The sequence below is a fragment of the Frigoribacterium sp. VKM Ac-2530 genome, from assembly GCF_015350835.1.
Taxonomy (GTDB): domain Bacteria; phylum Actinomycetota; class Actinomycetes; order Actinomycetales; family Microbacteriaceae; genus Frigoribacterium.
Genome location: NZ_JADKSE010000001.1, coordinates 725,227 through 747,024 on the forward strand (window position 1 = coordinate 725,227; position 21,798 = coordinate 747,024).

Here is a 21,798-nt window from a genome sequence, read left to right on the forward strand (position 1 = left end):
GCACCTACTCGAGAACCGAGGAGGTGCTGCTAGATGCCCAGGGGATCTTGATTCTCTACCGGGTGCGGCTTCACTGTAGCACCCCGCAGGTCGACGGCGAGCATGACGGCACGCCAGTCGGACAGGGAGTGCTCGGCCACGAGGTCCGCTGCGAAGAGACGCTGCGCGGGGTCGCTCCCGAGCACCAGCAGCGAGGGCCCCGCGCCGGACACGACCGCGGCCAGGCCGGCGTCCCGCAGCAGGGAGATCAGCGCGTCGGTCTCGGGCATGGCGCTCGCCCGGTAGCTCTGGTGGAGCCTGTCCTCCGTGGCGGCGAGCAGCAGCTCGGGGCTCTGGATCAGCGCCGCCACGAGCAGCGCGGAGCGCGACACGTTGAACGTCGCGTCCTCGTGCGGCACCGACGCGGGCTGGAGGCTGCGCGCGAGCTTCGTCGAGAGGGTCGACTCCGGCACGAACACGACGGGAGACACGCCCCGGTGCACCAGGAGGCGCTTGTGGGCGGGGCCCGACGAGGTCATCCACGCGATCGTGAGCCCGCCGAAGAGGGCCGGGGCGACGTTGTCGGGGTGGCCCTCCATCTCGGTGGCCACCCGCAGCAGGTCGGCGGAGGAGAACTCGACCACCCCCTCCAGCAGGCCCTTCGCCGCGACGACGCCGGAGACGATGGCGGCGGCCGACGAGCCGAGGCCCCGCCCGTGCGGGATCACGTTGCGGGCCTCGAGCCGGAGACCCGGCAGCGGCTGGCCGACGGACGCGTAGGCCGCGGCGATCGCCTGCACGACGAGGTTGCCCTCGTCGGTGGGCACCTCGCCCGCGCCGACGCCCTCGACGTGCACCTCGACGCCCGAGCCCGTGGTCGTGGTGACCACGAGCTCGTCGTAGAGGGAGACGGCGAGCCCGAGCGTGTCGAAGCCGGGACCGAGGTTCGCCGAGGTCGCCGGCACCCGGACCAGCACCGACCGCACGTCGGCCGCTCGGGTCATCAGCACGCCTCGGTCACGCAGAGGCCGGGACGAGCCCGAGCACCTCGGCCACGCGCGAGGTGTCGCTCTCGACGACCGTCGGCGTGACCTCGGAGCCGTCGGCGCGACGGAGGGCCCACTGCGGGTCCTTCAGGCCGTGGCCGGTGACCGTGAGGACGACCGTCGCGCCCGCCGGGACGACGCCCGCGTCGGAGCGCTCGAGCAGGCCCGCCACGCTGATCGCCGACGCAGGCTCGACGAAGACGCCGACCTCGGCCGCCAGGATCTTCTGGGCGGCGAGGATCGCCTCGTCCGTGATCGCCCCGAACCAGCCGTTCGTGAGGTCGCGGGCCTCGAGGGCCAGCTGCCAGGAGGCGGGGTTGCCGATCCGGATCGCGCTCGCGATGGTCTCGGGGTGCTTCACGACCTCGCCCGCCACGATCGGCGCCGAGCCGGAGGCCTGGAAGCCGAACATCCGCGGCAGGCGGGTGGACCGGCCGGCCTCGACGTCCTCGCGGTAGCCGCGGGTGTAGGCCGTGTAGTTGCCGGCGTTGCCCACGGGGAGGAAGTGGAAGTCGGGGGCGTCGCCGAGCACGTCGACGACCTCGAACGCGGCCGTCTTCTGGCCCTCGATGCGGTCGTTGTTGACCGAGTTCACGAGGTGCACCGGGTAGTTCTCGGCCAGGTCGCGCGCGATGTCGAGGCAGTCGTCGAAGTTGCCCTGGATCTGGATCAGCTGGCCGTCGTGCGCGACGGCCTGGCTGAGCTTGCCCATGGCGATCTTGCCCTCGGGCACGAGCACCGCCGCGGTGATCCCGGCGTGCGCGGCGTAGGCGGCGGCCGAGGCCGACGTGTTGCCGGTCGACGCGCAGATGACGGCCTTGGCGCCGTGCTCGACCGCCTTCGAGATGGCCATCGTCATGCCGCGGTCCTTGAAGGAGCCGGTCGGGTTCATGCCCTCGTACTTGACGAACACCTTCGCCCCTGTGCGGGCGGACAGCGCCGGCGCCGGGATGAGGGGCGTGCCGCCCTCGCCGAGGGTGACGACCGGGGTCGCCTCCGTCACGTCGAGACGGTCGGCGTACTCGCGCAGGACACCCTGCCACTGGTGGGCCATCAGGCTCCTTCGACTCTCAGGACGCTCGTGACGGAGTTCACGACCGCGGTGTTGCGGAGGGCGACGACCGTGGCGGCGAGGTCGGACTCGCGGGCACGGTGGGTGCCGATGATCAGGGTAGCGGTCGCGGGGGGCGCCTCCTCGTCACGGGACGCACCGGGCTCGAGCCCGCCGGTCTGCTCGACGCTGTGGACGCTGACGCCGTGCTGGCTGAGCACCGTCGCGACCTCGGCGAGGACGCCGGGCTGGTCCGCGACGTCGAGGGTGATCTGGTAGCGGGTGACGACGTGGCCGATGGGGAGCACGGCCAGGTCGGCCTGGGTGGACTCGGCGACGCCGGGGCCCCCGATGACGTGTCGACGCGCAGCCGACACGAGGTCGCCGAGCACCGCCGAGGCGGTCTCCACTCCCCCGGCGCCCGCGCCGTAGAACATGAGGTCGCCGGCGGCCTCGGCCTCGACGAACACCGCGTTCTTCGCCCCGTGGACGGCGGCCAGCGGGTGGTCGAGCGGGACGAGCGCGGGGTACACGCGAGCGCTCACGCCGTCCACGCCGTCGGAGTCGGTGAGCCGTTCGCAGATCGCCAGGATCTTGACCACGTAGCCGGCCTTGCGTGCAGCCTGCACCTGCTCGTGCGTCACGGACGTGATGCCCTCGCGGTGCACGGCCGACAGGGGCACCGTCGTGTGGAAGGCGAGGCTGGCGAGGATGGCCGCCTTCTGCGCGGCGTCGTAGCCCTCGATGTCGGCCGTCGGGTCGGCCTCGGCGTAGCCCAGGGCCGTCGCGGTCGCGAGGGCGTCCTCGAGCGTGTCGCCGTCGGTGTCCATCCGGTCGAGGATGAAGTTGGTCGTGCCGTTGACGATGCCCATGATCCGGCGGATCCGGTCGCCGGCGAGGCTGTCGCGGAGCGGTCGGATGATGGGGATGGCGCCGGCGACGGCCGCCTCGTAGTAGAGCTGGGCGCCGACCTGCTCGGCCGCGGCGAAGAGCTCGGGGCCGTGGTGCGCGAGCAGCGCCTTGTTGCCCGTGACCACGTCGGCCCCCGACAGGAGCGCCTGCAGCACGTGGTGGCGGGCCGGCTCGAGCCCGCCCATGAGCTCGACGACGATGTCGGCCCCGAGGATGAGCGACTCGAGGTCGGTGGTGAACAGCTCGCGCGGCAGGTCGACGTCGCGGGGCGCGTCGACGTCGCGGACGCCGATGCCGACCAGCTGCAGGCCGGCGCCGGCACGGCCCGCCAGCTCGTCGGCGTGCTCGAGGAGCAGGCGCGCCACCTGCGACCCGACCGATCCGGCGCCCAGCAGGGCGACCCTCACGTCGCGGTATTCGTCCATGGTGTTCCGTTCTGTGGAGGCGACCCGGTCGGGGCGCCGTGAGCTGAGGGGCAGGGGTGGTCGGGAGACGAGCGCCGCGAGGCTCAGTCGAGGCCAGCGTCGCGGGCGAGCAGGTCGGCCTCGGTCTCACCGCGGACGATGACCCGCGAGGCCCCGTCGCGCACCGCGACGACCGGGGGCCGCCCGACGTGGTTGTAGTTGCTCGCGAGGCTCCAGCAGTACGCGCCCGTCGCGGGCACGCCGAGCAGGTCGCCCGGAGCGACGTCGGCGGGGAGGTACTCGGCCAGCACGACGAGGTCGCCGCTCTCGCAGTGCTTGCCCGCGACCCGGACGAGGGCAGGGGCCGCCGAGGAGGCGCGGCTCACCACGCGTGCGGAGTAGTCGGCCTCGTAGAGGGCCGGCCGGGCGTTGTCGCTCATCCCGCCGTCGACGCTGACGTAGCGACGGACGGCGGTCTCGCCGGTCTGCTCGTCGACCGTGACCGCGACGTCCTTGACCGTGCCCACCGTGTAGAGGGTCGTGCCGGACGGCCCGGCGATCACCCGGCCGGGCTCGACGGCGACCACGGGCAGCAGGATGCCGAGCCGCGCGCACTCGGCCGCGACGATGTCGGCCAGCGCGGCGGCGAGCTCGTCGAGGGGGCGCGCGTCGTCGACCGACGTGTACGCGATGCCGAAGCCGCCGCCGAGGTTGAGCTCGGGGACGGGACCGTCGACGAGCAGCTCCGCGTGGAGGGCCAGGAGCCGGCGGGCGGCTTCGCCGAAGCCGTCCGAGCCGAAGATCTGCGAGCCGATGTGGGAGTGCAGCCCGAGGAACCGCAGGGAGGGGCGGCGGCGGATCTCGGCGACCACGCCGGGCGCGTCCGCGAGGGTGATGCCGAACTTCTGGTCCTCGCGGGCCGTCGCGAGGTAGTCGTGGGTCGAGGCGTGCACGCCGCTGTTGACGCGGACGCGGACGGACTGGACGACGCCGTGACGGGCCGCGGCCTCGGCGACCCGCACCACCTCCTCCGCGTTGTCGACGACGATGTTGCCGATGCCCGCCGCGACGGTGCGGTCGATCTCGGCCAGCGACTTGTTGTTGCCGTGGAACGCCATGCGCGAGGGCTCGACGCCGGCCGCCGCGGCGACGGCGAACTCGCCGCCGGTGCAGATGTCGACGCGCAGGCCCGCCTCGGCGACCCAGCGGGCCACCTCGACGGACAGGAACGCCTTGGCCGCGTAGTAGACGATCGCGCTGGTGCCGATGCGTCCGAGCTCTCGGTCGAACGCCTGCTTCGCGCCGCGGGCCCTGCCTCGGAAGTCGTCCTCGTCGACGACGTAGAGGGGACTGCCGTGTCGGGCGACGAGCTCGGTGGCCCCGACGCCGGCGACGGCGACGACGCCGTCGTCGCCGCGGAGGGCGCCGTGCGACCAGACCGAGCGGTCGAGCGCGTCGACGTCGTCGGGCTCGAGCAGCCAGTCGGGAGCGAGGGGGTTGGGCGACACGGGGACCTCGGTGGGGATCGGGAGGGGCGGGACGACGACGAGCCTAGCGACAGCGGCCGTCGGTGACGGAGCCCTGCGGCGGCCGGTGCTCCGGCATCAGCTGCAGCTGCCCTTCGCGGCCAGGCCGGAGGGGGTCAGGGGCAGCCCGTCCGACCGGAGGCCGAGCTGCGCCCGGCCCGGCTCGACGTCGACCGACGTGAGCACCACGCCCGGGGGCAGCTGCTCGGCGACGCAGACGCGCTGGGCGAAGTCGCCGAGGAACGGCGTCAGGTCGAGCGACAGGGAGGTGTCGGGCAGCGACGCCCGCGTCGGGGTGAAGTCGAGGGCACGGCCGTCGTCGGCGATCGCCGGCGTGGCCGTCACGTCGACGGGCACCGGTCCGAGCAGGGGCACGTCGAAGCTGCGTGCGTAGGTCATGTCGCCGTCGCCGAGCGTCACGGTCGCGCCGGCGGACGAGACGCCCTCGAGCGAGCTCACCGTCGCGGAGTCGGCCGAGAGCGTGCCCGTGACCGCGCCGGAGGTGCCCTCGAGATCGGTGGGGACGTCGCTGACGTCGAACCGGAACGAGACGGGGTCGCCCGCCGATCCCGAGGACAGCGTCACGTCGTCGAGCGAGCCGTGCACGATCTGCCAGAGCACGGAGGTGCCGTGGACGTCGACGGCCACGTCGTCGAGGCCGGTCGCGGTCGAGATCTCGGCTGCGGCGCGCTGCTCGACCAGGCCGCGGGTCACGACGTCGGCGACCACCGCGAGGATCGCGAGCACCACCAGGACGCCGACCAGCACGAACAGACCGGCGGCGGCGCCCCGGGCACGGCGGCGCGGGACGGGCCGCTCGGCGAAGAAGTCGTCGACGTCGCTCATCTCGTCGTCACATCCGGTCGGGGGCGGAGACGCCGAGGAGGCCGAGGCCGTTCCGGATGACCTGCCCGGCCGCGTCGTTGAGCCAGAGGCGCGTGCGGTGCAGGTCGGTCACCTCCTCGTCGCCGAGGGGGGTCACCCGGCAGCTGTCGTACCAGCGGTGGTACGTGCCGGCCAGTTCTTCGACGTAGCGGGCGACCCGGTGCGGCTCGCGGAGCTCGGCGGCCTGGACGACGACGCGCGGCAGCTCGGCCAGGGCGCCGAGGAGGGCGCTCTCGGTCTCGTGGACGAGCAGGGAAGCGTCGAACGCCTCGCGCGTCACGCCGGCGGCCTCGGCGTTGCGCGCCACGGACCGCGTGCGGGCGTGCGCGTACTGGACGTAGAACACGGGGTTGTCGTTCGTGCGCCGCGTCCAGAGGTCGAGGTCGATGTCGATCGAGCTGTTCACCGGGCTGCGCACGAGCGAGTAGCGCCCGGCGTCGATGCCGACGGCGTCGACGAGGTCCTCCATCGTGACGACGGTGCCCGCGCGCTTCGACATGCGCACGGGCTCGCCGTCGCGGAGCAGGTTGACCATCTGGCCGATGAGGATCTCGAGGTTGACGCCCGGCTCGTCGCCGAACGCGGCGCACATCGCCATCATTCGGCCGACGTAGCCGTGGTGGTCGGCGCCGAGCATGATCAGGTTGCGCTCGAAGCCGCGCTCTCGCTTGTCGAGGTAGTAGGCGAGGTCGCCCGCGATGTACGCCGCCTCGCCGTCCGTCTTGATGACGACGCGGTCGCGGTCGTCGCCGAACTCGGTGGTGCGCAGCCAGGTGGCGCCCTCGGCCTCGTAGATGTGCCCGAGCTCGCGGAGCCGGGCGACGGCGCGCTCGACGGCCTTCGACTCGTGCAGCTCGTTCTCGTGGAAGTAGACGTCGAAGTCGACGCCGAAGTCGTGCAGCGACTGCTTGATGTCGGCGAACATGAAGTCGACCCCGGCTGCCCGGAAGGCCTCCTGCGCCTCGTCGCGCGGCAGCGCGAGCACGTCGACGTCGGTCGCCGCGAGGACGCGGTCGGCGATGTCGGAGATGTACTGCCCGCCGTAGCCGTCCTCCGGGGTCGGCTCGCCGAGCGCCCGGGCGACCAGGCTGCGGGCGAACCGGTCGATCTGCCCGCCGTGGTCGTTGAAGTAGTACTCGCGGGTGACGCGGGCGCCCTGCGCCTCGAAGACGCGGGCGAGGCTGTCGCCGACGGCGGCCCAGCGGACGCCGCCCATGTGGATGGGACCCGTGGGGTTCGCCGACACGAACTCGAGGTCGATCGTGACGCCGTCGTAGTACGAGCCGCGGCCGAACTCGGCCCCCTGCTCGACGATCGTCCTCGCGAGCAAGCCGGCGGCGGCCGCGTCGAGCCGCACGTTGACGAAGCCGGGGCCGGCGACGTCGACGTCGGACACGCCGTCGACCTCGGCCAGCTCGGCCGCGATCTCGGTCGCGAGGTCGCGCGGCGAGGCGCCGACCCGCTTGGCGAACTTCATCGCCACGTTGGTGGTCCAGTCGCCGTGGTCGCGGTTGCGGGGCCGCTCGAGCACGACGTCGGCGGGCGTCACGACGACGTCGGCGGGAACGCCTCGACGCTGGAGCACCCCGTCGACGACGGCGAGCAGGGACGTGGAGAGTTCGGCGGGAGTCACGGTCGTCGATCTTACCGGCTGGGCGCGGGGCGACCGGCGGGACGGTCGACCACCGGACGAGCCGCGGTCGTCGGGACGGCGCGCGGGAGGCGGCGGTCAGGCGGCGCGGGACACCTCGGCGGCCTGGGCCGCCAGCAGGGACAGGAGGAGCGGCAGCTGCGTCCGGTCGGCGCCCCGGTCTTCCGGGTGCCACTGCACGCCCGTGATCGGCGCGGTCTCGTGCTCCACGGCCTCGACCCCGCCGTCGGCGGTGCGGGCGACGACCTGCAGGCCCTCGCCGACCCGGTCGACGGCCTGGTGGTGCGCGCTGCGGACACGGGCCGTGGTGATGCCGAGCGCCGCCGCGACGCGGCTGCCGGGGGCGAGCTCGACGTCGTGGTCGACCATGAGGCTCTCGACCGTTCCCGAGCCCCGGTGGGCGCCGTCGGCGTCGTCGAGGTGCGGCACGAGGGTGCCGCCGAGCGCCACGTCGATCACCTGGTGCCCGCGGCAGATGCCGAGCAGGGGGGTCGACCGGACGAGCGCACGACGCACGAGGGCGATCTGGCCGGCGTCCGCCTCCTCGTCGTGCCGACCCTCTCCCTCGTAGCCGCGGCGTCCGCCCCAGGCGACCGGGTCGAGGTCCTCTCCCCCGGCGATCACGATCGCGGAGGCGCCGTCGGTGGCACGGAGGAGCTCGGCGGCGCCGAGGTCGCCCGCGGCGCAACGCCGGGCGTCCCAGCCGAGCGCGATCGCGTCCTCGACGATGCGCTCGTTCAGCGTCTGGACGTACGCGTGGTACCGCGGAGCGTGGGGCCGGTGCGCCGTCACCTCGACCACGGCCAGCATCGGGCGCGCGGCGACGACGGCAGCGGACCCGGGGCGGACGAGGGAGGAGGTCATGGCTCCATGGTCGTCGGCGGTGGCGGCCCAGACCAGCCGTGTGTCGCGACGTTACGTCGCCGGTGTCGGCCCGACGGCAGAACTGGTCGCTGCCTCAGGGCCAGAGGGAGGCGCGGCGCCAGTCGTCGCCGACCCGGTCGTACCGCACGCGCACCTGGTCGCGGCCCGTCGTGGCCTGCCAGAACTCGACCGACACCGGCAGGACGCGGTACGCGGTCCAGTCGTCGGGCACGAGGTCGTCGTCGGCCTCCACCTCGGCGCGGGCACGGTCGAGCGCCTCGTCGGCCGCGCGCACGTCGTCGATCTCCGTGCTCTGCGGCACGGCGACGGCGACGGCACGCGAGTCGGGGTGCCGGTGGCGGAAGTCCTGCTCCGCCACGTCGCGGGGCCCGGCGACCGCCGAGCCCGTGACGCGGACCTGCTGCCCCTTCGCCGCCCAGAAGAAGGTGAGCGCGACGCGCTCGTCCTCGGCGATCTGCCGCCCCTTCGGGCTCAGGGCCGACGAGGTGAACCAGAAGGCGTCGTCGACGTCCTTGAGCAGGAGCGTGCGGGCCGTGGGGCCCGACGCCGTCGAGGCCGTCGACAGCGTGAACGCGTGCGGCTGGACGACACCGGCGGCGACCGCGGCGTCGAGCCACTCGAGGAACAGCGCGACCGGGTCGGCAGGCGTCGACGAGAGAACGAGCTCGCGGACGTCGGGGCTCGGCGATGCCGCCCCCCTCACGCGGTCGCGGAAGGAGGACGAGGACGAGGAGGCGCCGGGCGCGGAGTCGGGAGGGGTCACGGGCCCAGCCTGCTCCCGTCCGGTCGTCGCGTCCGTCGACCACGTCCGTGACCGCGTGCAATCGCTGCTAGCCTTGTCGACGTCCCTGGCCCCCATAGCTCAGGGGATAGAGCACTGCCCTCCGGAGGCAGGGGCGAAGGTTCGAATCCTTCTGGGGGCACGTGCACCACCTCGGCCTGCGGGCCGGGAACGACGAAGGCCCCGCTGATGCGGGGCCTTCGTCGTGTCGGCGGGCTGTCGCGGTGGCGGGCGGTCGGCCCCCGGCTCCGTTGCCGGCGGTCGACCGCTCGTCGCGGCTCAGCTGTACGTCAGCGCGATGACGGCGACGTCGAGCGTGCGGTAGGCGCCCTCGGCACGGGTCGCCGAGCGGACGCGGCCGCGGAGGACCTCGAAGCGGCCCTCGGTCTCGTGCACGAAGCCGATCACGCCGGCGGTGGGGGTGGACACCCGGTGGAAGCCGTCGCCCAGGGGCACGACCTCCGCTCGCGACGTCCTCTCAAGAACAGCACCCATGATGTCCTCCTCAGGTCAGCCGGCCTCGGGTCAGGCCGGTCTCCGGAGAGTACCCCGCGAAGCCCCCGCGCAGCCCCGTGAACGGGGTACAGGCGGCCACGACCCCTCCCCGGCAGTCCAGGACCGCCCGCCCCTCACCCGTCGGCCGAACGGGTGCGGCGGGGGTACGGCAGGGTACGGAGTCAGGTGGGCGGCGGCTCCACGAGCGGACCGTCGCGACGAGGACGGCGCGCGGTGGCCGTGACGCCGACGCTCGCGGCCGTCACGAGGGCGAGGGCCACGAGCTCGCGCGCCCCCAGGGCCTGGCCGAGCACGACGAGGCCCGCGAGCGCGGCCGTCGCCGGGCCGAGGCTCGACAGGACGCCGAAGACCCGCGTCGGCAGCCGCCGCAGGGCCACCATCTCGAGCGAGTACGGGAGGGCGCTCGTGAGCACCGCGACGACGAGGAACACCAGCAGGAGGCTCGGGTCGACCGAGACGGCCGAGGCCGCGTCCCCGGCCCCCAGCGGCACCACGATCACCGCGGCGACCGTCATCGCGACCGCGAGGCCGCCGAGCGAGTCGTCGCCCCGCCCGAGGCTGGCGTTGGCGACGATGTAGCCCGCCCAGAAAGCGCCCGCCCCGAGTGCCAGCAGGACGCCGAGGATCGGGGTGGCCCCGCTCGAGTCGAGGCCGAGCACGACGACCCCCGCCAGCGCGAGGACGGCCCAGGCCGCGTCGACGAACCGGCGGGTCTGCACGAGGGCGACGGTGAGCGGGCCGAGGAACTCGAGCGTGACCGCGACGCCGAGGGGCACCACGTCGATGGCCAGGTAGATCAGCAGGTTCATCCCGGCGAGGGCCACGCCGAGCAGGACGACGCCGAGCCAGGTGCGGCGCGACCAGCCGCGGACGCGCGGCCGGAACACGAGCAGCAGGACGAGGGCGCCGAAGCCGAGGCGGAGCGCCGCCGCGCCGAGGGGGCCGAGGGCGTCGAAGTGGGTGCGGGCCAGGGCGGCGCCGAACTGCACCGAGACGATGGCCGCGACGGCGAGCAGCGGGGCGGGCACGCGCTCGAGGGCGGCGGGGCGGGTCACGGTCGGCAGGTCTCCGGGGTCGTCGGGCGGGACGAGTCTAGGGCGGCAGGACCACGCGGCCCGGCCACAGTACGATCGAGGGGTGTCCGACGCCCTCACCGTGATCTCCCCCGTCGTGGAGCTCTTCGGCTGGTTCGGGTTCGTCGTGGGCACGCCCTTCCTGCTCGCGGGCACCGTCATGCGCTCGCGCTCGCGCCGCTGGGAGCAGACCGTCGCCGTCGTCATCCCCGCGCCCGACTGGGCGCACGCGGCCACCGCGAGGTGGATGGACTCCTCGGGCGAGCTGCACGAGACGGAGTTCGACGACCACCCCGTCGACACCCCGGTCGAGACCGAGCTCGCGGTGCACTACGACCCGTGGCGGCCCACCCGGCCCCGGCTCGACCCGCCGCACGAGGACGGCCGCGCCCTCCGCACGGTGGGCTGGATCCTGATCGGCGTCGGCGCCCTCTGCGCCCTCGCCTCGATCGTCCTGCTCTTCGTCGGCTGAGCTCCCGCCCGGCCGAGCTCCCTCCCCAGGTCGGGCACGGCTCCGCTCCCTCCCCCTGAGCACCCCGCCCGGCCCCCGTCCGTGGGCCCGTGGCTAGACTCCAGCCACCGGGACGAGGGGAGAACCGTGACCGTCAGCGCGAAGGGTCGACGAGACCGACGAGGGGTGCGGAGGGCCGTCACCACCGGCGTGGCCGCACTGCTCGCCGTGGGGGCGATCGGCCTCGGCGCGACGCCGGCCGCGGCGTCGTCGCCCGTCGACCTCGACGGCGCCTACGTGCTCGACGACGCGGGCGTCCTCTCGACGGCCGAGGTCTCGCAGGTGACCGACAGCCTCGACCAGCTCTCCGCCGATGCCGGGATCGACCTGTTCGTCGTCTACGTCGACTCCTTCGAGTCCCCCGCCGACAGCGCTGCCTGGGGCGTCGCCACGGCGGAGCGCAACCAGCTCGGCACGGACGACGTCCTCCTCAGCGTCGCGGTCGACGACCGGGTCTACGACCTCTCCGTCTCCTCGAGCTCGACGATCACCGCCGGCCAGCAGGAGTCCCTCCAGTCGGACGTCCTCGAGCCCGAGCTGCGGGACTCGGACTGGGCAGGGGCGGCCGTGGCCCTCGCGGACGGCATCCGGCAGGACGCCGCCGGCCCCGATCTCTCCTGGCTGCTCTGGGCGCTCGTCGGGCTCGTCGTCCTCGCCGCGATCGGCGCCGTCGTCTTCGCCGTCGTCCGTGGCCGTGCACGCCGACGCGCCTTCCGCTCCGCCGAGGAGGCGCAGGCCCAGCTCGATCGCCGCGCAGCCGCCCTGCTCGTCGCCCTCGACGACGAGCTGACCGCCGGCGCACAGGAGGTCGGCTTCGCCGCGGCCCAGTTCGGCGACGAGGCCGTCGCCCCGTTCGCCGCGGCGCTGACCGCGGCGAGGGAGCAGGCGCGGGAGGCCTTCGAGCTGCAGCAGCGGCTGGACGACTCCGTGCCCGACTCGCCCGAGCAGCGTCGCGAGTGGACCGAGCGCATCGTCCAGCTCTGTGACGAGGCCGGACGGTCGCTCGACGAGCAGTCGGCGGCCTTCGACGCCCTCCGTGCCGACGAGGAGCGCGCTCCCCGCGACGCGGCCGCGCTGCCCGGGGAGGTCGCCGGCCGGCGCGAGAACGTGCAGCGTGCCCGGGCGCTCCTGACGCAGCTCCAGCAGACGTACTCGGCCCGGGCCGTGGCGATGGTCGCCGACGCGCCGGACCAGGCCGACCGCCTCCTCGACTTCGCGGACGAGTCCGCCACCACGGCGACCGCGGCGATCGGTCGGGGCGACACCGGCGACGCCGTGGGGTCCGTGCGGGCGGCACGACAGTCGCTCGGCCAGGTCGACCAGCTCGTCGGCTCGGTCGACAAGGCGGCCGAGGCCCTGCGCACCGCGGGCACGACGATCGCCGCGCTCTCGGCCGACCTCCGACGCGACGTCGCGACGGCCGAGTCGCTCCCCGACGACCGGGTGCCCGAGGGGGTCGACGTCGCCGGCGCCGTCGCCGCGGCCCGCGCGGCCGTCGCCCTGGGCGAGACGCAGACCGACGACCCCCTCGCCGTGCTGACCGGCCTCGACACCGCGAACGTCCGCATCGACGCCGCCCTCGTCGCCCTCCGCGACGCCGTCGAGAAGGACCGCAGGGCCCAGGCCGCGCTCGACCAGGCGCTCCTCACCGCCCGGAGCCAGATCAGCGCCGCCCGCGACTTCATCGAGACCCGACGCGGCGCGGTCGGCCCGCAGCCGCGCACCCGTCTCTCCGAGGCCGAGAGGCACCTCGCGACGTCCGTCTCGCTCGCGACCTCCGACCGCGATCGCGCCCTCGGCGAGGCGCACCTCGCCGTCCAGCTCGCCGGCACGGCCGCGTCGGAGGCACAGGCCGAGGTCTCGTCCTACCAGCAGGGCGTGCCGTTCGGCGGCGGTGGGGGACGAGGCGGCGGGGCCGACCTGAGCGGCATCGTCACCGGGATCGTCCTCGGCGGGCTGCTCGGCGGCGGAGGCGGCGGACGCGGCGGCGGCTTCGGCAGCGGCGGGCTCGGAGGCCTCGGCGGCTTCGGCGGGCGCAGCGGAGGGGGCGGCGGCTTCGGCGGCGGCGGCGGCTTCGGCGGAGGCGGCGGGGGCGGGGGCGGCGGCGGACGTCGCTCGGGCGGCGGGCGCTTCTGACCCGGTCCGACTCCCGCCCCGGACGACGACCCAGACAACGACGACAACGACAACGACAACGACAACGACGAGACTCCCCGCCGGGCGCCGCCCGGCGGGACCGACGCACCACCCACGAGAGGACACCACCATGGCGAAGCAGTCCATCTTCGGCCGGATCGCACAGCTGACCCGCGCCAACATCAACGCCCTGCTCGACCAGGCGGAGGACCCTGCCCTGATGCTCGACCAGATGGTGCGCGACTACACCAACAGCATCGCCGAGGCCGAGTCGGCCGTGGCGCAGACGATCGGCAACCTCCGGCTGCTCGAGCAGGACCACGCGGAGGACGTCGCCGCGGCCGCCGACTGGGAGCGGAAGGCCCTGGCGGCGAGCAACAAGGCGGACCAGCTCCGCACCGCCGGCAACGCCGCCGACGCCGACAAGTTCGACGCGCTCGCCAAGGTCGCCCTCGGCAAGCAGATCTCGTCCGAGAAGGAGGCGAAGGACGCCGAGCCGACGATCGCCTCCCAGACCGTCGTCGTCGACAAGCTGAAGGCCGGGCTCACCGGGATGCGGTCGAAGCTGGACCAGCTCGACTCGAAGCGCAACGAGCTGGTCGCCCGCTCGAAGACCGCGGCGGCCCAGTCGCAGGTCGCCGACGCCCTCGGCAGCATGGACGTCCTCGACCCCACGAGCGAGATCGGCCGCTTCGAGGACAAGGTCCGACGCGAGGAGGCCAAGGTGCTCGGCCAGCAGGAGCTCGCCGCGTCCAGCCTCGACGCGCAGTTCGAGGGCCTCGAGGACCTCGACCAGCAGACCGAGGTCGACGCACGCCTCGCCGCCCTGAAGCTGGGTGCCCTCGACGCGTGACCACCGCCTCCGGCTCCCTCGCCCCGCCTCCCGCCGTGCGCCGGCCGGGCGGCGGGGCGTCCCGCGTCGTCGCCGTCGACGTCGCGCGGGGGCTGGCGGTGTTCGGCATGTTCGCCGCGCACATGTGGCCGCGGGCCGAGCTCGACGAGCGGGTCTTCGACGGCCGGTCGGCGATCCTGTTCGCCACCCTCGCGGGCATCTCGCTGGGGCTCTCGTCGGGCGGCGCACGCCCCACGCCCCGAGGCGGCCGCGCCCCGGTCGTCGGCTCCGTGCTGATCCGGGCGGCGGTCCTCGTGCTGCTCGGCCTCGTGCTGCAGGCCTGGAACGAGTACGTGCTCGTCATCCTCCCGTACTACGGCGTGATGTTCGCGCTGCTCGCCGTCGTCCTCTTCGCTCCGCGACCGGTCCTGCTCGCGCTGGCCGCGGTCGTCACGGTCGGCGCCCCGTGGCTCGCCGACCAGGTGCCCGTGACGACCCTCGGCAGCCCTCTCGCGGGAGGGGTCGTGGGGCTCGCCCAGGACGCCCTGCTCGTCGGCTCGTACCCGGCGCTCGTGTGGCTGCCGTTCCTGCTGGTCGGCCTCGTCGCCGCGCGGAGCGACCTGCGGCGGCCGCGCACGGCGGTCGTCCTGCTGGTCGGGGGCGTCGTGGCGGCGGTCGTCGGCTACGGGTCCCGGTGGCTGCCGGGCGCCTCCTCGTGGCCTGCCCTCGACCCGGCCGCGCACGAGGGCGCACCGGCGGAGATCGTGGGCTCGGGCGGCACGGCCCTCGCCGTCGTCGGCCTGTTGCTGCTCGCCACCCGGCCGGCCTGGGCGGCCGGACGAGCCGTCGCCACGGCCCTCTCGCCGCTCGCTGCCGTCGGCAGCCAGCCGCTCACCATCTACTCGGCGCACCTCGTGCTGACGGCTCCCCTCTTCACGCTCTACCGACTCGACGGCGGACGGTACGGCCTGCCCCTCGGCTGGTTGGTCGCGGCCGTCGTCCTCACGATCGCCTGGGCCGTCCTCTGGCGCCGCTTCGTCGGCCGAGGGCCGCTCGAGCGCGTCGTGGCCCGGGTGAGCAGGCCCTGGGGATGAGCGCCACCCGGCGCTCGGCGGACCGCCCTGTGCCAGACTCACGCGCATGAGGTTCGTCGTGGTCCCGCAGTGGCAGGGTTCTCCGTCGTCGAGGGCGATGCGGCTCGCCGAGGGCGCGTACGCCGTGCTCGGCGACCTGCCTGCGAAGTCGACCGCCCTGGTCGAGGTCCCGGTCGGCGCCGGCGACTCGCTCGGCACCCGCGTGCACAGGTTCTCGTCGGTCGTGGCCGTGGCCGCGTCCCTCCGTCGCGAGCTCGAGGCCGAGGCGTCGCCCGCCCTCGTCGTGGGCGGCGACTGCGGCGTCGAGTATGCCGCCGTGCAGCACGCGCTCGGCCCGGACACCGCCGTCGTCTGGTTCGACGCCCACCCCGACCTGCACAGCCCGCGCACCAGCGAGAGCGGCGCCTTCAGCGGGATGGTCCTCCGGGCCCTCACCGGCGACGGCACGGACGAGCTCGGCGCCCTCGAGGCGGGCCCCGGCGCGAGGCGCCTCGAGCCGGGGCGGATCGTCCTGGCCGGGAGCCGCACCTACGACGACGCCGAGGACACCTGGGTCGAGAGCCGCCGCGTGCGCACGGTGTCGTCGCTCGACCTCACCCCGGAGGAGGTGGTCGAGGCGGTCGCCGCGACCGGTGCCACCGAGGTGTACGTGCACGTCGACCTCGACGTGCTGGACCCCGGCACGCTCGACGGGCTGCTCGAGCCGGTCCCCTTCGGCCTCGACCCGGCCGTCCTGATCGCCACGATCACCGCCCTCAAGGAGCGCTTCACGCTCGTCGGCGCGGGCCTGTGCTCGTTCGCCCCCGTCGACGCGGCAGCCGCGGCCGACGACATGGGCACGATCCTCCGCGTCGTCGGGGCACTGGCCCGATGAACGACGGCGCGGCGAGCGGCGGCGCGGTGGGCGACGACCGGCCCCGCGTCTCCGTCGAGCGCGACGGTCACGTGCTCGTCATCGGCCTCGACCGCCCCGAGAAGCGGAACGCGGCCGACCTGCGGATGCTCCGCGAGCTCTCGCTCGCCTACGGGCTGCTCGACCGCGATCCCGACCTGCGGGTCGGCCTGCTCGTCGGCCACGGCGAGCACTTCACGGCGGGCCTCGACCTCGGGGACGTCGCGCCGGCCGTCGGCGAGGACGGGCTCGACGTCGTCCCCGAGGGCGGGCTGCACCCCTGGCAGGTCGAGGGGCGTCAGCTCACGAAGCCCGTCGTCGCCGCCGTGCAGGGCACCTGCCTCACGCTCGGGGTCGAGCTCGCCCTCGCGAGCGACGTCGTCGTGGCCGAGGTCGGCACCCGCTTCGGGCAGATCGAGGTGAGCCGCGCGATCCTCCCCTTCGGCGGGGCCACGATCCGCCTGCCCCGCCGGGTCGGCTGGGGCGACGCGATGCGCTGGATGCTCACCGGCGATCTGTTCGACGCCGAGGAGGCGCGGCGCATCGGGCTCGTGCAGGAGGTCGTCCCCGAGGGCGAGGCCCGCGCCCGCGGCCTCGAGCTCGCCCGCCGCATCGCTGCGCAGGCGCCCCTGGCCGTGCAGGCGACGCTGGCGAACGCCCGGCTCGCGGTGCGCGAGGGCGACGCCGCCGCGGAGGCGCGGCTGCAGTCGGAGCTCGTGCGGCTGATGCGGACCGGCGACGCGCGCCGGGGCATGGAGGCGTTCCTCTCGAGGACGACCGCGGAGTACGAGGGCGACTGACGCCTCCTCGGCTCCCCTCCCCGGCGCGGACGGCGGGCACGGACGTGGCACGCCCCGGACACGCAGGAGCCCGCCTCCCCCTGAGGGGAGACGGGCTCGAGAACGAGGCGGATCGACCTACTTGAAGACGTCCTTGACGTCCTCGCCGACCTTCTTGGCGGACGCGCCGGCCTGGTCCTTCTGACCCTCGGCCTTGAGGCTGTCGTCGCCCTTGCGGTCTCCGATGGCCTCCTTCGCCTTGCCGGCGATGTCCTGAGCGGCGTTCTTGATCTTGTCGTCGAGTCCCATGGTGACCTCCTCGCTAACGGCGCTGTCTGCGCCTTTTCCAGCACCGTACGCCCTGGGACCCGCCACGTCCCCCCCTGTCACGGAGTACTCAGAATCCGTACAGCGATCGTTCATGCAGGTGCCGGGCGCTCCCCCGGCGCTCGACAGGACACCGGGACTACGGTCTGACCCATGACGACTTATGACCTCATCGTGATCGGAGCCGGCGCGGTCGGCGAGAACGTGGCGGACTACGCCACCCGCAGCGGGCTGGAGGTGGCCCTCGTCGAGGCCGAGCTGATCGGCGGCGAGTGCTCGTACTGGGCCTGCATGCCGTCCAAGGCGCTGCTCCGCTCCACCTCGGTGATCCGGGCCGCGAAGGCCGTGGGCGGCGCCGCCCAGGCCGTGACCGGCGACGTCGACGTCGCCGCGGTGCTGCGCCGACGCGACTCGTTCACGAGCGGCTGGGACGACTCGGGGCAGGCCGACTGGGTCGAGGGCGCGGGCATCGCCCTGCTCCGCGGCCACGCCACCATCACCGGCGTCAAGGAGGTGACGGTCGACGGCACCGTGCACACCGCCCGTCACGCCGTGGTCGCGGCCACCGGCTCCACCGCCCTGCTGCCCGACGTCCCCGGCCTGGCCGAGGCGCGTCCGTGGACGAGCCGCGAGGCCACCAGCGCCCAGACGGTGCCCCAGAGCCTCGTCATCGTCGGAGGCGGCGTCGTGGCCCTCGAGATGGCCACCGCTTACCAGGGCCTCGGCTCGACCGTGACGGTCATCGCCCGCAGCGGCCTGCTGGGCGGCCAGGAGCCGTTCGCCGGCGAGCTGGTCGGCAAGACCCTCACCGAGCGGGGCGTCGACGTGCGCGTCGGCTCGTCCCCTGCCTCCGTGCTGCGCACCGAGCACGACACGGTCGAGGTCACCCTCGACGACGGCAGCGTCGTGATCGCCGACGAGATCCTCGTCGCGACCGGCCGTGTGCCGCGCACGTCCGACCTCGGCCTCGAGAACGTCGGCATCGAGCCCGGCGACTGGCTGCAGGTCGACGACACGCTGCTCGTGCACGGCACCGACTGGCTCTACGGCGTGGGCGACGTGAACCACCGCGCGCTGCTCACGCACCAGGGCAAGTACCAGGCCCGCGCCGCCGGCGAGGTCATCGCGGCCCGTGCACTCGGCCGTGAGCTGAAGACCGAGCCGTGGGGTGCACACGTCGCGACCGCGGACGACGCCGCCGTGCCCCAGGTGACGTTCACCGACCCCGAGGTCGCGAGCGTCGGCCTCACCGCGGACGCCGCCGAGAAGCGGGGCATCGACGTGAAGGTCGTCGACTACGACCTCGCCGGCGTCGCCGGGTCGGCCCTGCACTCGGACGACTACGAAGGGCACGCCCGGATCGTCGTGGACGAGGGCCGCAAGGTCATCGTCGGCGCGACGTTCGTCGGGCCCGACGTCGCCGAGCTGCTCCAGGCCGCCACGATCGCCGTGGTCGGCGAGGTGCCGATCGACCGCCTGTGGCACGCCGTCCCCGCCTACCCGACGGTGAGCGAGATCTGGCTGCGCCTGCTCGACGCCTACGGGCGTCCGTGACGAACCCCCTCCTCGACTCGCCGGTCTCGCGCCTCGGCTGCGCGTGGGCGACCGCCGTCGGGCTCGCGATCGGCGTGCCGCTCAGCGTCGGCCGGGTGCGCGTCGTCGGCGACCTGATCGTCTGCCGGGGCCTCCCCCGGTGGGCGTTCAAGCGCGGCGGCACCTGTGTCGGTCGGGTCTACCTGACCCGTGACAACGACGGCCCCCGCGTGCTGCAGCACGAGGCCGTCCACGTGAGGCAGTGGCAGAAGTACGGCATGCTGATGCCGTTCCTGTACTTCCTGGCCGGCAGCGACCCGCTGACGAACAGGTTCGAGATCGAGGCAGGCCTCGAGGAAGGCGGCTATCGATGACCCGCACCGTGATCATCACCGGAGCCAGCAGCGGCATCGGCCGGGAGGCGGCGATCGAGCTCGCGGCGGGAGGCGCGCAGGTGGCCGTGGTCGGCCGCAACGCCGAGCGCACCCGCGCCGTCGCCGACCAGGTCGGCGGTCGGGCGTTCCTGGCCGACTACGACCGCCTCGACGACGTGCGCCGCCTCGCGGACGAGCTGCTCGAGGCGTACCCGCGCATCGACGTGCTGGCCAACAACGCGGGCGGCCTCGTGAGCGAGCGAGGCCTCAGCCACGACGGGCACGAGCGCATCCTGCAGTCGAACCACCTGGCGCCGTTCCTGCTGACGCGCCTCCTGCTGCCCCGGCTGCTCGAGAGCTCGGGCCGGGTCGTCTCGACGGCCAGCGTGGCCAACCTGTTCGGCAGCGTCCGGCTCGACGACCTGAACTGGGCGAAGCGGCCCTGGCTCGGCGGCTGGCGCCAGTACGGCACGAGCAAGATCGAGACGATCCTGTTCGTCCGCGAGCTCGCCCGACGCACCGGCCTCGAGGCGTTCTCGTTCCACCCCGGGATCGTCAAGACGTCGTTCGGCTCGTCGTCGCCGATGTGGCGGATGGCGAACGTGCTCTCGAACGGCAACTACGGCATCTCGGCCCACGCGGGCGCCGTGCCCCTGATCCAGCTGTCGGGCCCGAGTTCGGTCAGCGTCGAGAACGGCACCTACTTCGACCAGCTCAAGCCGCACGGCCGGCTGCACCGGCACGCGCAGGACGACCTGCTGGCCGAGGCGCTCTGGGACCGGACGAGCGAGATCGTCGGGGTCGACCCTCAGGTCTGAGCGGCGCGGCCCGGGGCGGGCATCCACGCCGCCCCGGGTCACATCTCGGCGCGGCCCAGCCGCCAGTAGCCCATGAAGGCGACCTGGCGGCGGTCGACGCCGACCTCGCTCACGAGGAACCGTCGCAGCGCCTTGATCGCGCCGGCCTCGCCTGCGAGCCAGGCGTAGAGCTCGCCCTGCAGGGCGGCGCCGTGCGGCGCCTCGCCCTGGGGGACGTCCCAGAGGATGTCGTGCTCGATGTCGACCTCCTCCAGGTCGACGCCGCGGTGCCACGCGGTCACGTAGCGGGCCGTCCAGGCTCGGACGGCGGTCTGCAGCGGAGCACCGTAGGCGGCGGGAGCGTCCGCTGCGGCGTCGGCAGCCGTCGACCCGCTTCCGACCCGCGGCAGCCAGTGCACGGTCACGCCGGGCGGTGCCACCAGCGGCAGCACGTCGTCGGCGGTCGGCACCTCGAGGAACACGCACCCCCGGGCGTCGGCCGGCAGCGACTCGACGATGGACGAGATGGCGGGCACGGCGGTCTCGTCGCCGGCGATCATCACGGTGGAGGCGTGACCGGGCGCCCACTCGACGCCGCTGCCGGTGACCCCGCTCGTCGCGTCGGGACCGATCAGCATCGCCTCGTCGCCGACGCGGGTGCGGGCGAGCCAGGAGGCCGCGGCTCCCTGGTCGCCGTGGCTGACGAAGTCGACGTCGACCTCGCGGAGCTGCGGCCGGACGGCGCGCGCCGTGTAGGTGCGGAAGGCGTTCTGCTCGTGCGCCGGCAGCGCCCGCCAGGAGGGCCACCAGTCGTCGGTGGGGAACGTGTCGTAGCCGGTGGCCTCGAGGGGCAGCACCAGCTTGATCCGCTGGTCGAGGCCGTCGACGCCGAAGTCGGCGAGGTCGTCGCCGGTGAAGGTCACGCGGACGAAGTGCGGGCTCAGGGCCTGCAGGGCCGCGACGCGCACCCGGTACGGGCGGTGGGCGGGCTTCGGGCGGGCCTCGGGCGGGGCCTCTGTCGTGATCGTCACGGGTCGAGCCTAAGGCATGCCTTACCTAAGTCGACGGGAGCCGTCTCGACGTCGAACGACAGGTGTCGACCACGAGCCGGGGAGGCGCGCGCTCAGACGGCGGTCGCGCCCCGGTCGGAGGTCACGCCCCGGTGCGGCGAGACCATGTCGTGCAGGTCGCGGCGCAGGTCCCACGCGAAGCCCTCGGGGCCCCCGAGCCAGATGAGGTGCTCGGCCTCGGCCAGCGCTTCGGCGTCGACGTACATCTCGGCGAGCCACGCGCGCACGGCCCGCTCGACCGCCTCGCCGGACGCGCAGGAGAGCCCGCTGCCGGGCGCGCCCGAACGACGGTCGCGGGCGAGCCAGGTGACCGTGACGCGGCCGGGCGACGGCAGCTCCTCGATCTGGGCCGCGGTGTCGACCTCGACGAACACCTGGCCCCGAGCGCAGATCGGCAGGGCCGCGAGCATGGCGCGCAGGGTGGGGACCGAGGAGGCGTCGCCCGCGAAGAGGACGCGGATCGCGTCGTACGGGAGGGGCGGGTCGGCGAAGTCGAGGATCATGTCCCGCCCAATGTAGGTGAGGCTTGCCTCATCCGCCACTCGGCGGCCTGCGCTCGCGGCAGGTGCACAGGCACCGCCCGCGCACGGGCGCACGCGCGGCCCGGTGCCGGGCCGACCCCCGTGTAGTAGATTCTCTGACGTCCACGGGTCCGGCAGCGACCTGGGGGCGAGGGGCGGCGCGTCAGTCCGGCAGCGACGACGTGCCAGCCGTGGTCCGACGTCCACAAGCGACGACGGTCCT

The 21,798-nt window shown here is 74.2% G+C and carries 22 protein-coding genes and 1 tRNA gene; 10 read left to right on the top strand and 13 right to left on the bottom strand.

All coding sequences use genetic code 11. The features are described 5' to 3' along the window. Window positions 1-29 precede the first annotated feature (29 nt). The 8 genes from thrB to ITJ48_RS03330 all read right to left on the bottom strand — a co-directional run bounded on the left by thrB (window position 30) and on the right by ITJ48_RS03330 (window position 9,102). Complete coding sequence (thrB, locus tag ITJ48_RS03295; protein ID WP_194612384.1) at window positions 30-983, bottom strand: homoserine kinase; 954 nt, start codon at window positions 981-983, stop codon at window positions 30-32. Between the two features lie 13 nt (window positions 984-996). Beyond that, window positions 997-2,079, bottom strand: coding sequence for a threonine synthase (thrC, locus tag ITJ48_RS03300; RefSeq protein ID WP_123546331.1), 1,083 nt, complete (start codon window positions 2,077-2,079; stop codon window positions 997-999). Continuing rightward, the gene (locus tag ITJ48_RS03305; protein WP_194612385.1) at window positions 2,079-3,413 is read right to left on the bottom strand and encodes a homoserine dehydrogenase; all 1,335 of its coding nucleotides are present in this window, start codon (window positions 3,411-3,413) and stop codon (window positions 2,079-2,081) included. The genes thrC and ITJ48_RS03305 overlap by 1 nt, the downstream gene beginning before the upstream one ends. Window positions 3,414-3,496: 83 nt before the next feature. Next, a complete protein-coding gene (gene lysA / locus ITJ48_RS03310; protein WP_194612386.1) occupies window positions 3,497-4,900 on the bottom strand; it encodes a diaminopimelate decarboxylase in 1,404 nt (467 codons plus the stop codon). Between the two features lie 96 nt (window positions 4,901-4,996). After that, window positions 4,997-5,764: a DUF2993 domain-containing protein gene (locus ITJ48_RS03315; RefSeq protein ID WP_194612387.1), complete on the bottom strand. Its 768-nt coding sequence runs from the start codon at window positions 5,762-5,764 to the stop codon at window positions 4,997-4,999. A gap of 7 nt (window positions 5,765-5,771) precedes the next feature. After that, window positions 5,772-7,436, bottom strand: coding sequence for an arginine--tRNA ligase (gene argS, locus ITJ48_RS03320; protein WP_194612388.1), 1,665 nt, complete (start codon window positions 7,434-7,436; stop codon window positions 5,772-5,774). Window positions 7,437-7,532: 96 nt separating this feature from the next. After that, on the bottom strand, window positions 7,533-8,318 hold the full coding sequence (locus ITJ48_RS03325; RefSeq protein WP_228506193.1) for a gamma-glutamyl-gamma-aminobutyrate hydrolase family protein: 786 nt from the start codon (window positions 8,316-8,318) through the stop codon (window positions 7,533-7,535). A 94-nt stretch (window positions 8,319-8,412) separates the two neighbouring features. Further along, the gene (locus tag ITJ48_RS03330) at window positions 8,413-9,102 is read right to left on the bottom strand and encodes a pyridoxal 5'-phosphate synthase (protein ID WP_194612389.1); all 690 of its coding nucleotides are present in this window, start codon (window positions 9,100-9,102) and stop codon (window positions 8,413-8,415) included. Window positions 9,103-9,190: 88 nt separating this feature from the next. On the opposite strand from ITJ48_RS03330, the gene ITJ48_RS03335 reads away from it, so the two are divergent. Further along, window positions 9,191-9,262 (top strand) — tRNA-Arg (locus ITJ48_RS03335). 137 nt (window positions 9,263-9,399) lie between these two features. Here ITJ48_RS03335 and ITJ48_RS03340 read toward each other — a convergent pair. After that, on the bottom strand, window positions 9,400-9,615 hold the full coding sequence (locus tag ITJ48_RS03340; RefSeq protein ID WP_192041912.1) for a hypothetical protein: 216 nt from the start codon (window positions 9,613-9,615) through the stop codon (window positions 9,400-9,402). 182 nt (window positions 9,616-9,797) lie between these two features. Next, the gene (locus ITJ48_RS03345) at window positions 9,798-10,691 is read right to left on the bottom strand and encodes a DMT family transporter (protein WP_370544756.1); all 894 of its coding nucleotides are present in this window, start codon (window positions 10,689-10,691) and stop codon (window positions 9,798-9,800) included. Between the two features lie 82 nt (window positions 10,692-10,773). Between ITJ48_RS03345 and ITJ48_RS03350 the strand changes: the two genes are divergently transcribed. From ITJ48_RS03350 to ITJ48_RS03375, 6 genes are all read left to right on the top strand, one after another. Continuing rightward, complete coding sequence (locus ITJ48_RS03350) at window positions 10,774-11,181, top strand: hypothetical protein (protein ID WP_194613422.1); 408 nt, start codon at window positions 10,774-10,776, stop codon at window positions 11,179-11,181. Window positions 11,182-11,307: 126 nt separating this feature from the next. Then, window positions 11,308-13,356: a TPM domain-containing protein gene (locus ITJ48_RS16530; RefSeq protein WP_194612391.1), complete on the top strand. Its 2,049-nt coding sequence runs from the start codon at window positions 11,308-11,310 to the stop codon at window positions 13,354-13,356. A gap of 130 nt (window positions 13,357-13,486) precedes the next feature. Next, a complete protein-coding gene (locus ITJ48_RS03360; RefSeq protein WP_194612392.1) occupies window positions 13,487-14,209 on the top strand; it encodes a PspA/IM30 family protein in 723 nt (240 codons plus the stop codon). Then, on the top strand, window positions 14,206-15,282 hold the full coding sequence (locus ITJ48_RS03365) for a DUF418 domain-containing protein (RefSeq protein ID WP_194612393.1): 1,077 nt from the start codon (window positions 14,206-14,208) through the stop codon (window positions 15,280-15,282). Before ITJ48_RS03360 ends, ITJ48_RS03365 begins: the two co-directional genes overlap by 4 nt. Before the next feature lie 46 nt (window positions 15,283-15,328). Beyond that, a complete protein-coding gene (locus ITJ48_RS03370; protein ID WP_194612394.1) occupies window positions 15,329-16,156 on the top strand; it encodes an arginase family protein in 828 nt (275 codons plus the stop codon). Beyond that, the gene (locus ITJ48_RS03375; protein ID WP_194612395.1) at window positions 16,153-16,974 is read left to right on the top strand and encodes a crotonase/enoyl-CoA hydratase family protein; all 822 of its coding nucleotides are present in this window, start codon (window positions 16,153-16,155) and stop codon (window positions 16,972-16,974) included. The genes ITJ48_RS03370 and ITJ48_RS03375 overlap by 4 nt, the downstream gene beginning before the upstream one ends. 117 nt (window positions 16,975-17,091) lie before the next feature. Here ITJ48_RS03375 and ITJ48_RS03380 read toward each other — a convergent pair whose 3' ends face one another. Further along, window positions 17,092-17,262 (bottom strand): CsbD family protein, encoded by a 171-nt coding sequence (locus ITJ48_RS03380; protein WP_123546355.1) that lies wholly within the window; start codon window positions 17,260-17,262, stop codon window positions 17,092-17,094. Between the two features lie 171 nt (window positions 17,263-17,433). Between ITJ48_RS03380 and ITJ48_RS03385 the strand changes: the two genes are divergently transcribed. From ITJ48_RS03385 to ITJ48_RS03395, 3 genes are read left to right on the top strand one after another with little or no spacing between them, the layout of a single operon-like run. Continuing rightward, window positions 17,434-18,834 (top strand): NAD(P)/FAD-dependent oxidoreductase, encoded by a 1,401-nt coding sequence (locus ITJ48_RS03385; protein ID WP_194612396.1) that lies wholly within the window; start codon window positions 17,434-17,436, stop codon window positions 18,832-18,834. Beyond that, window positions 18,831-19,187: a Fe-S oxidoreductase gene (locus ITJ48_RS03390; RefSeq protein WP_194612397.1), complete on the top strand. Its 357-nt coding sequence runs from the start codon at window positions 18,831-18,833 to the stop codon at window positions 19,185-19,187. Before ITJ48_RS03385 ends, ITJ48_RS03390 begins: the two co-directional genes overlap by 4 nt. Then, window positions 19,184-20,005 carry an SDR family NAD(P)-dependent oxidoreductase gene (locus ITJ48_RS03395; RefSeq protein WP_146900030.1) on the top strand — a complete coding sequence of 274 codons (822 nt, stop codon included), beginning with the start codon at window positions 19,184-19,186 and terminating at the stop codon, window positions 20,003-20,005. The genes ITJ48_RS03390 and ITJ48_RS03395 overlap by 4 nt, the downstream gene beginning before the upstream one ends. 38 nt (window positions 20,006-20,043) lie before the next feature. Here ITJ48_RS03395 and ITJ48_RS03400 read toward each other — a convergent pair whose 3' ends face one another. Then, window positions 20,044-21,015, bottom strand: coding sequence for a siderophore-interacting protein (locus ITJ48_RS03400; RefSeq protein ID WP_370544757.1), 972 nt, complete (start codon window positions 21,013-21,015; stop codon window positions 20,044-20,046). Between the two features lie 92 nt (window positions 21,016-21,107). After that, window positions 21,108-21,557: an SIP domain-containing protein gene (locus tag ITJ48_RS03405; RefSeq protein ID WP_194612398.1), complete on the bottom strand. Its 450-nt coding sequence runs from the start codon at window positions 21,555-21,557 to the stop codon at window positions 21,108-21,110. Between the last annotated feature and the right edge of the window lie 241 nt (window positions 21,558-21,798).

What these genes read in the sequence shown, in the direction of transcription:
- thrB (WP_194612384.1), bottom strand. Translation starts at nt 983, where the DNA reads ATGACCCGAGCGGCCGACGTGCGGTCGGTGCTGGTCCGGGTGCCGGCG.
- thrC (WP_123546331.1), bottom strand. Translation starts at nt 2,079, where the DNA reads ATGGCCCACCAGTGGCAGGGTGTCCTGCGCGAGTACGCCGACCGTCTC.
- ITJ48_RS03305 (WP_194612385.1), bottom strand. Translation starts at nt 3,413, where the DNA reads ATGGACGAATACCGCGACGTGAGGGTCGCCCTGCTGGGCGCCGGATCG.
- ITJ48_RS03315 (WP_194612387.1), bottom strand. Translation starts at nt 5,764, where the DNA reads ATGAGCGACGTCGACGACTTCTTCGCCGAGCGGCCCGTCCCGCGCCGC.
- ITJ48_RS03325 (WP_228506193.1), bottom strand. Translation starts at nt 8,318, where the DNA reads ATGACCTCCTCCCTCGTCCGCCCCGGGTCCGCTGCCGTCGTCGCCGCG.
- ITJ48_RS03340 (WP_192041912.1), bottom strand. Translation starts at nt 9,615, where the DNA reads ATGGGTGCTGTTCTTGAGAGGACGTCGCGAGCGGAGGTCGTGCCCCTG.
- ITJ48_RS03360 (WP_194612392.1), top strand. Translation starts at nt 13,487, where the DNA reads ATGGCGAAGCAGTCCATCTTCGGCCGGATCGCACAGCTGACCCGCGCC.
- ITJ48_RS03370 (WP_194612394.1), top strand. Translation starts at nt 15,329, where the DNA reads ATGAGGTTCGTCGTGGTCCCGCAGTGGCAGGGTTCTCCGTCGTCGAGG.
- ITJ48_RS03375 (WP_194612395.1), top strand. Translation starts at nt 16,153, where the DNA reads ATGAACGACGGCGCGGCGAGCGGCGGCGCGGTGGGCGACGACCGGCCC.
- ITJ48_RS03380 (WP_123546355.1), bottom strand. Translation starts at nt 17,262, where the DNA reads ATGGGACTCGACGACAAGATCAAGAACGCCGCTCAGGACATCGCCGGC.
- ITJ48_RS03385 (WP_194612396.1), top strand. Translation starts at nt 17,434, where the DNA reads ATGACGACTTATGACCTCATCGTGATCGGAGCCGGCGCGGTCGGCGAG.
- ITJ48_RS03395 (WP_146900030.1), top strand. Translation starts at nt 19,184, where the DNA reads ATGACCCGCACCGTGATCATCACCGGAGCCAGCAGCGGCATCGGCCGG.
- ITJ48_RS03405 (WP_194612398.1), bottom strand. Translation starts at nt 21,557, where the DNA reads ATGATCCTCGACTTCGCCGACCCGCCCCTCCCGTACGACGCGATCCGC.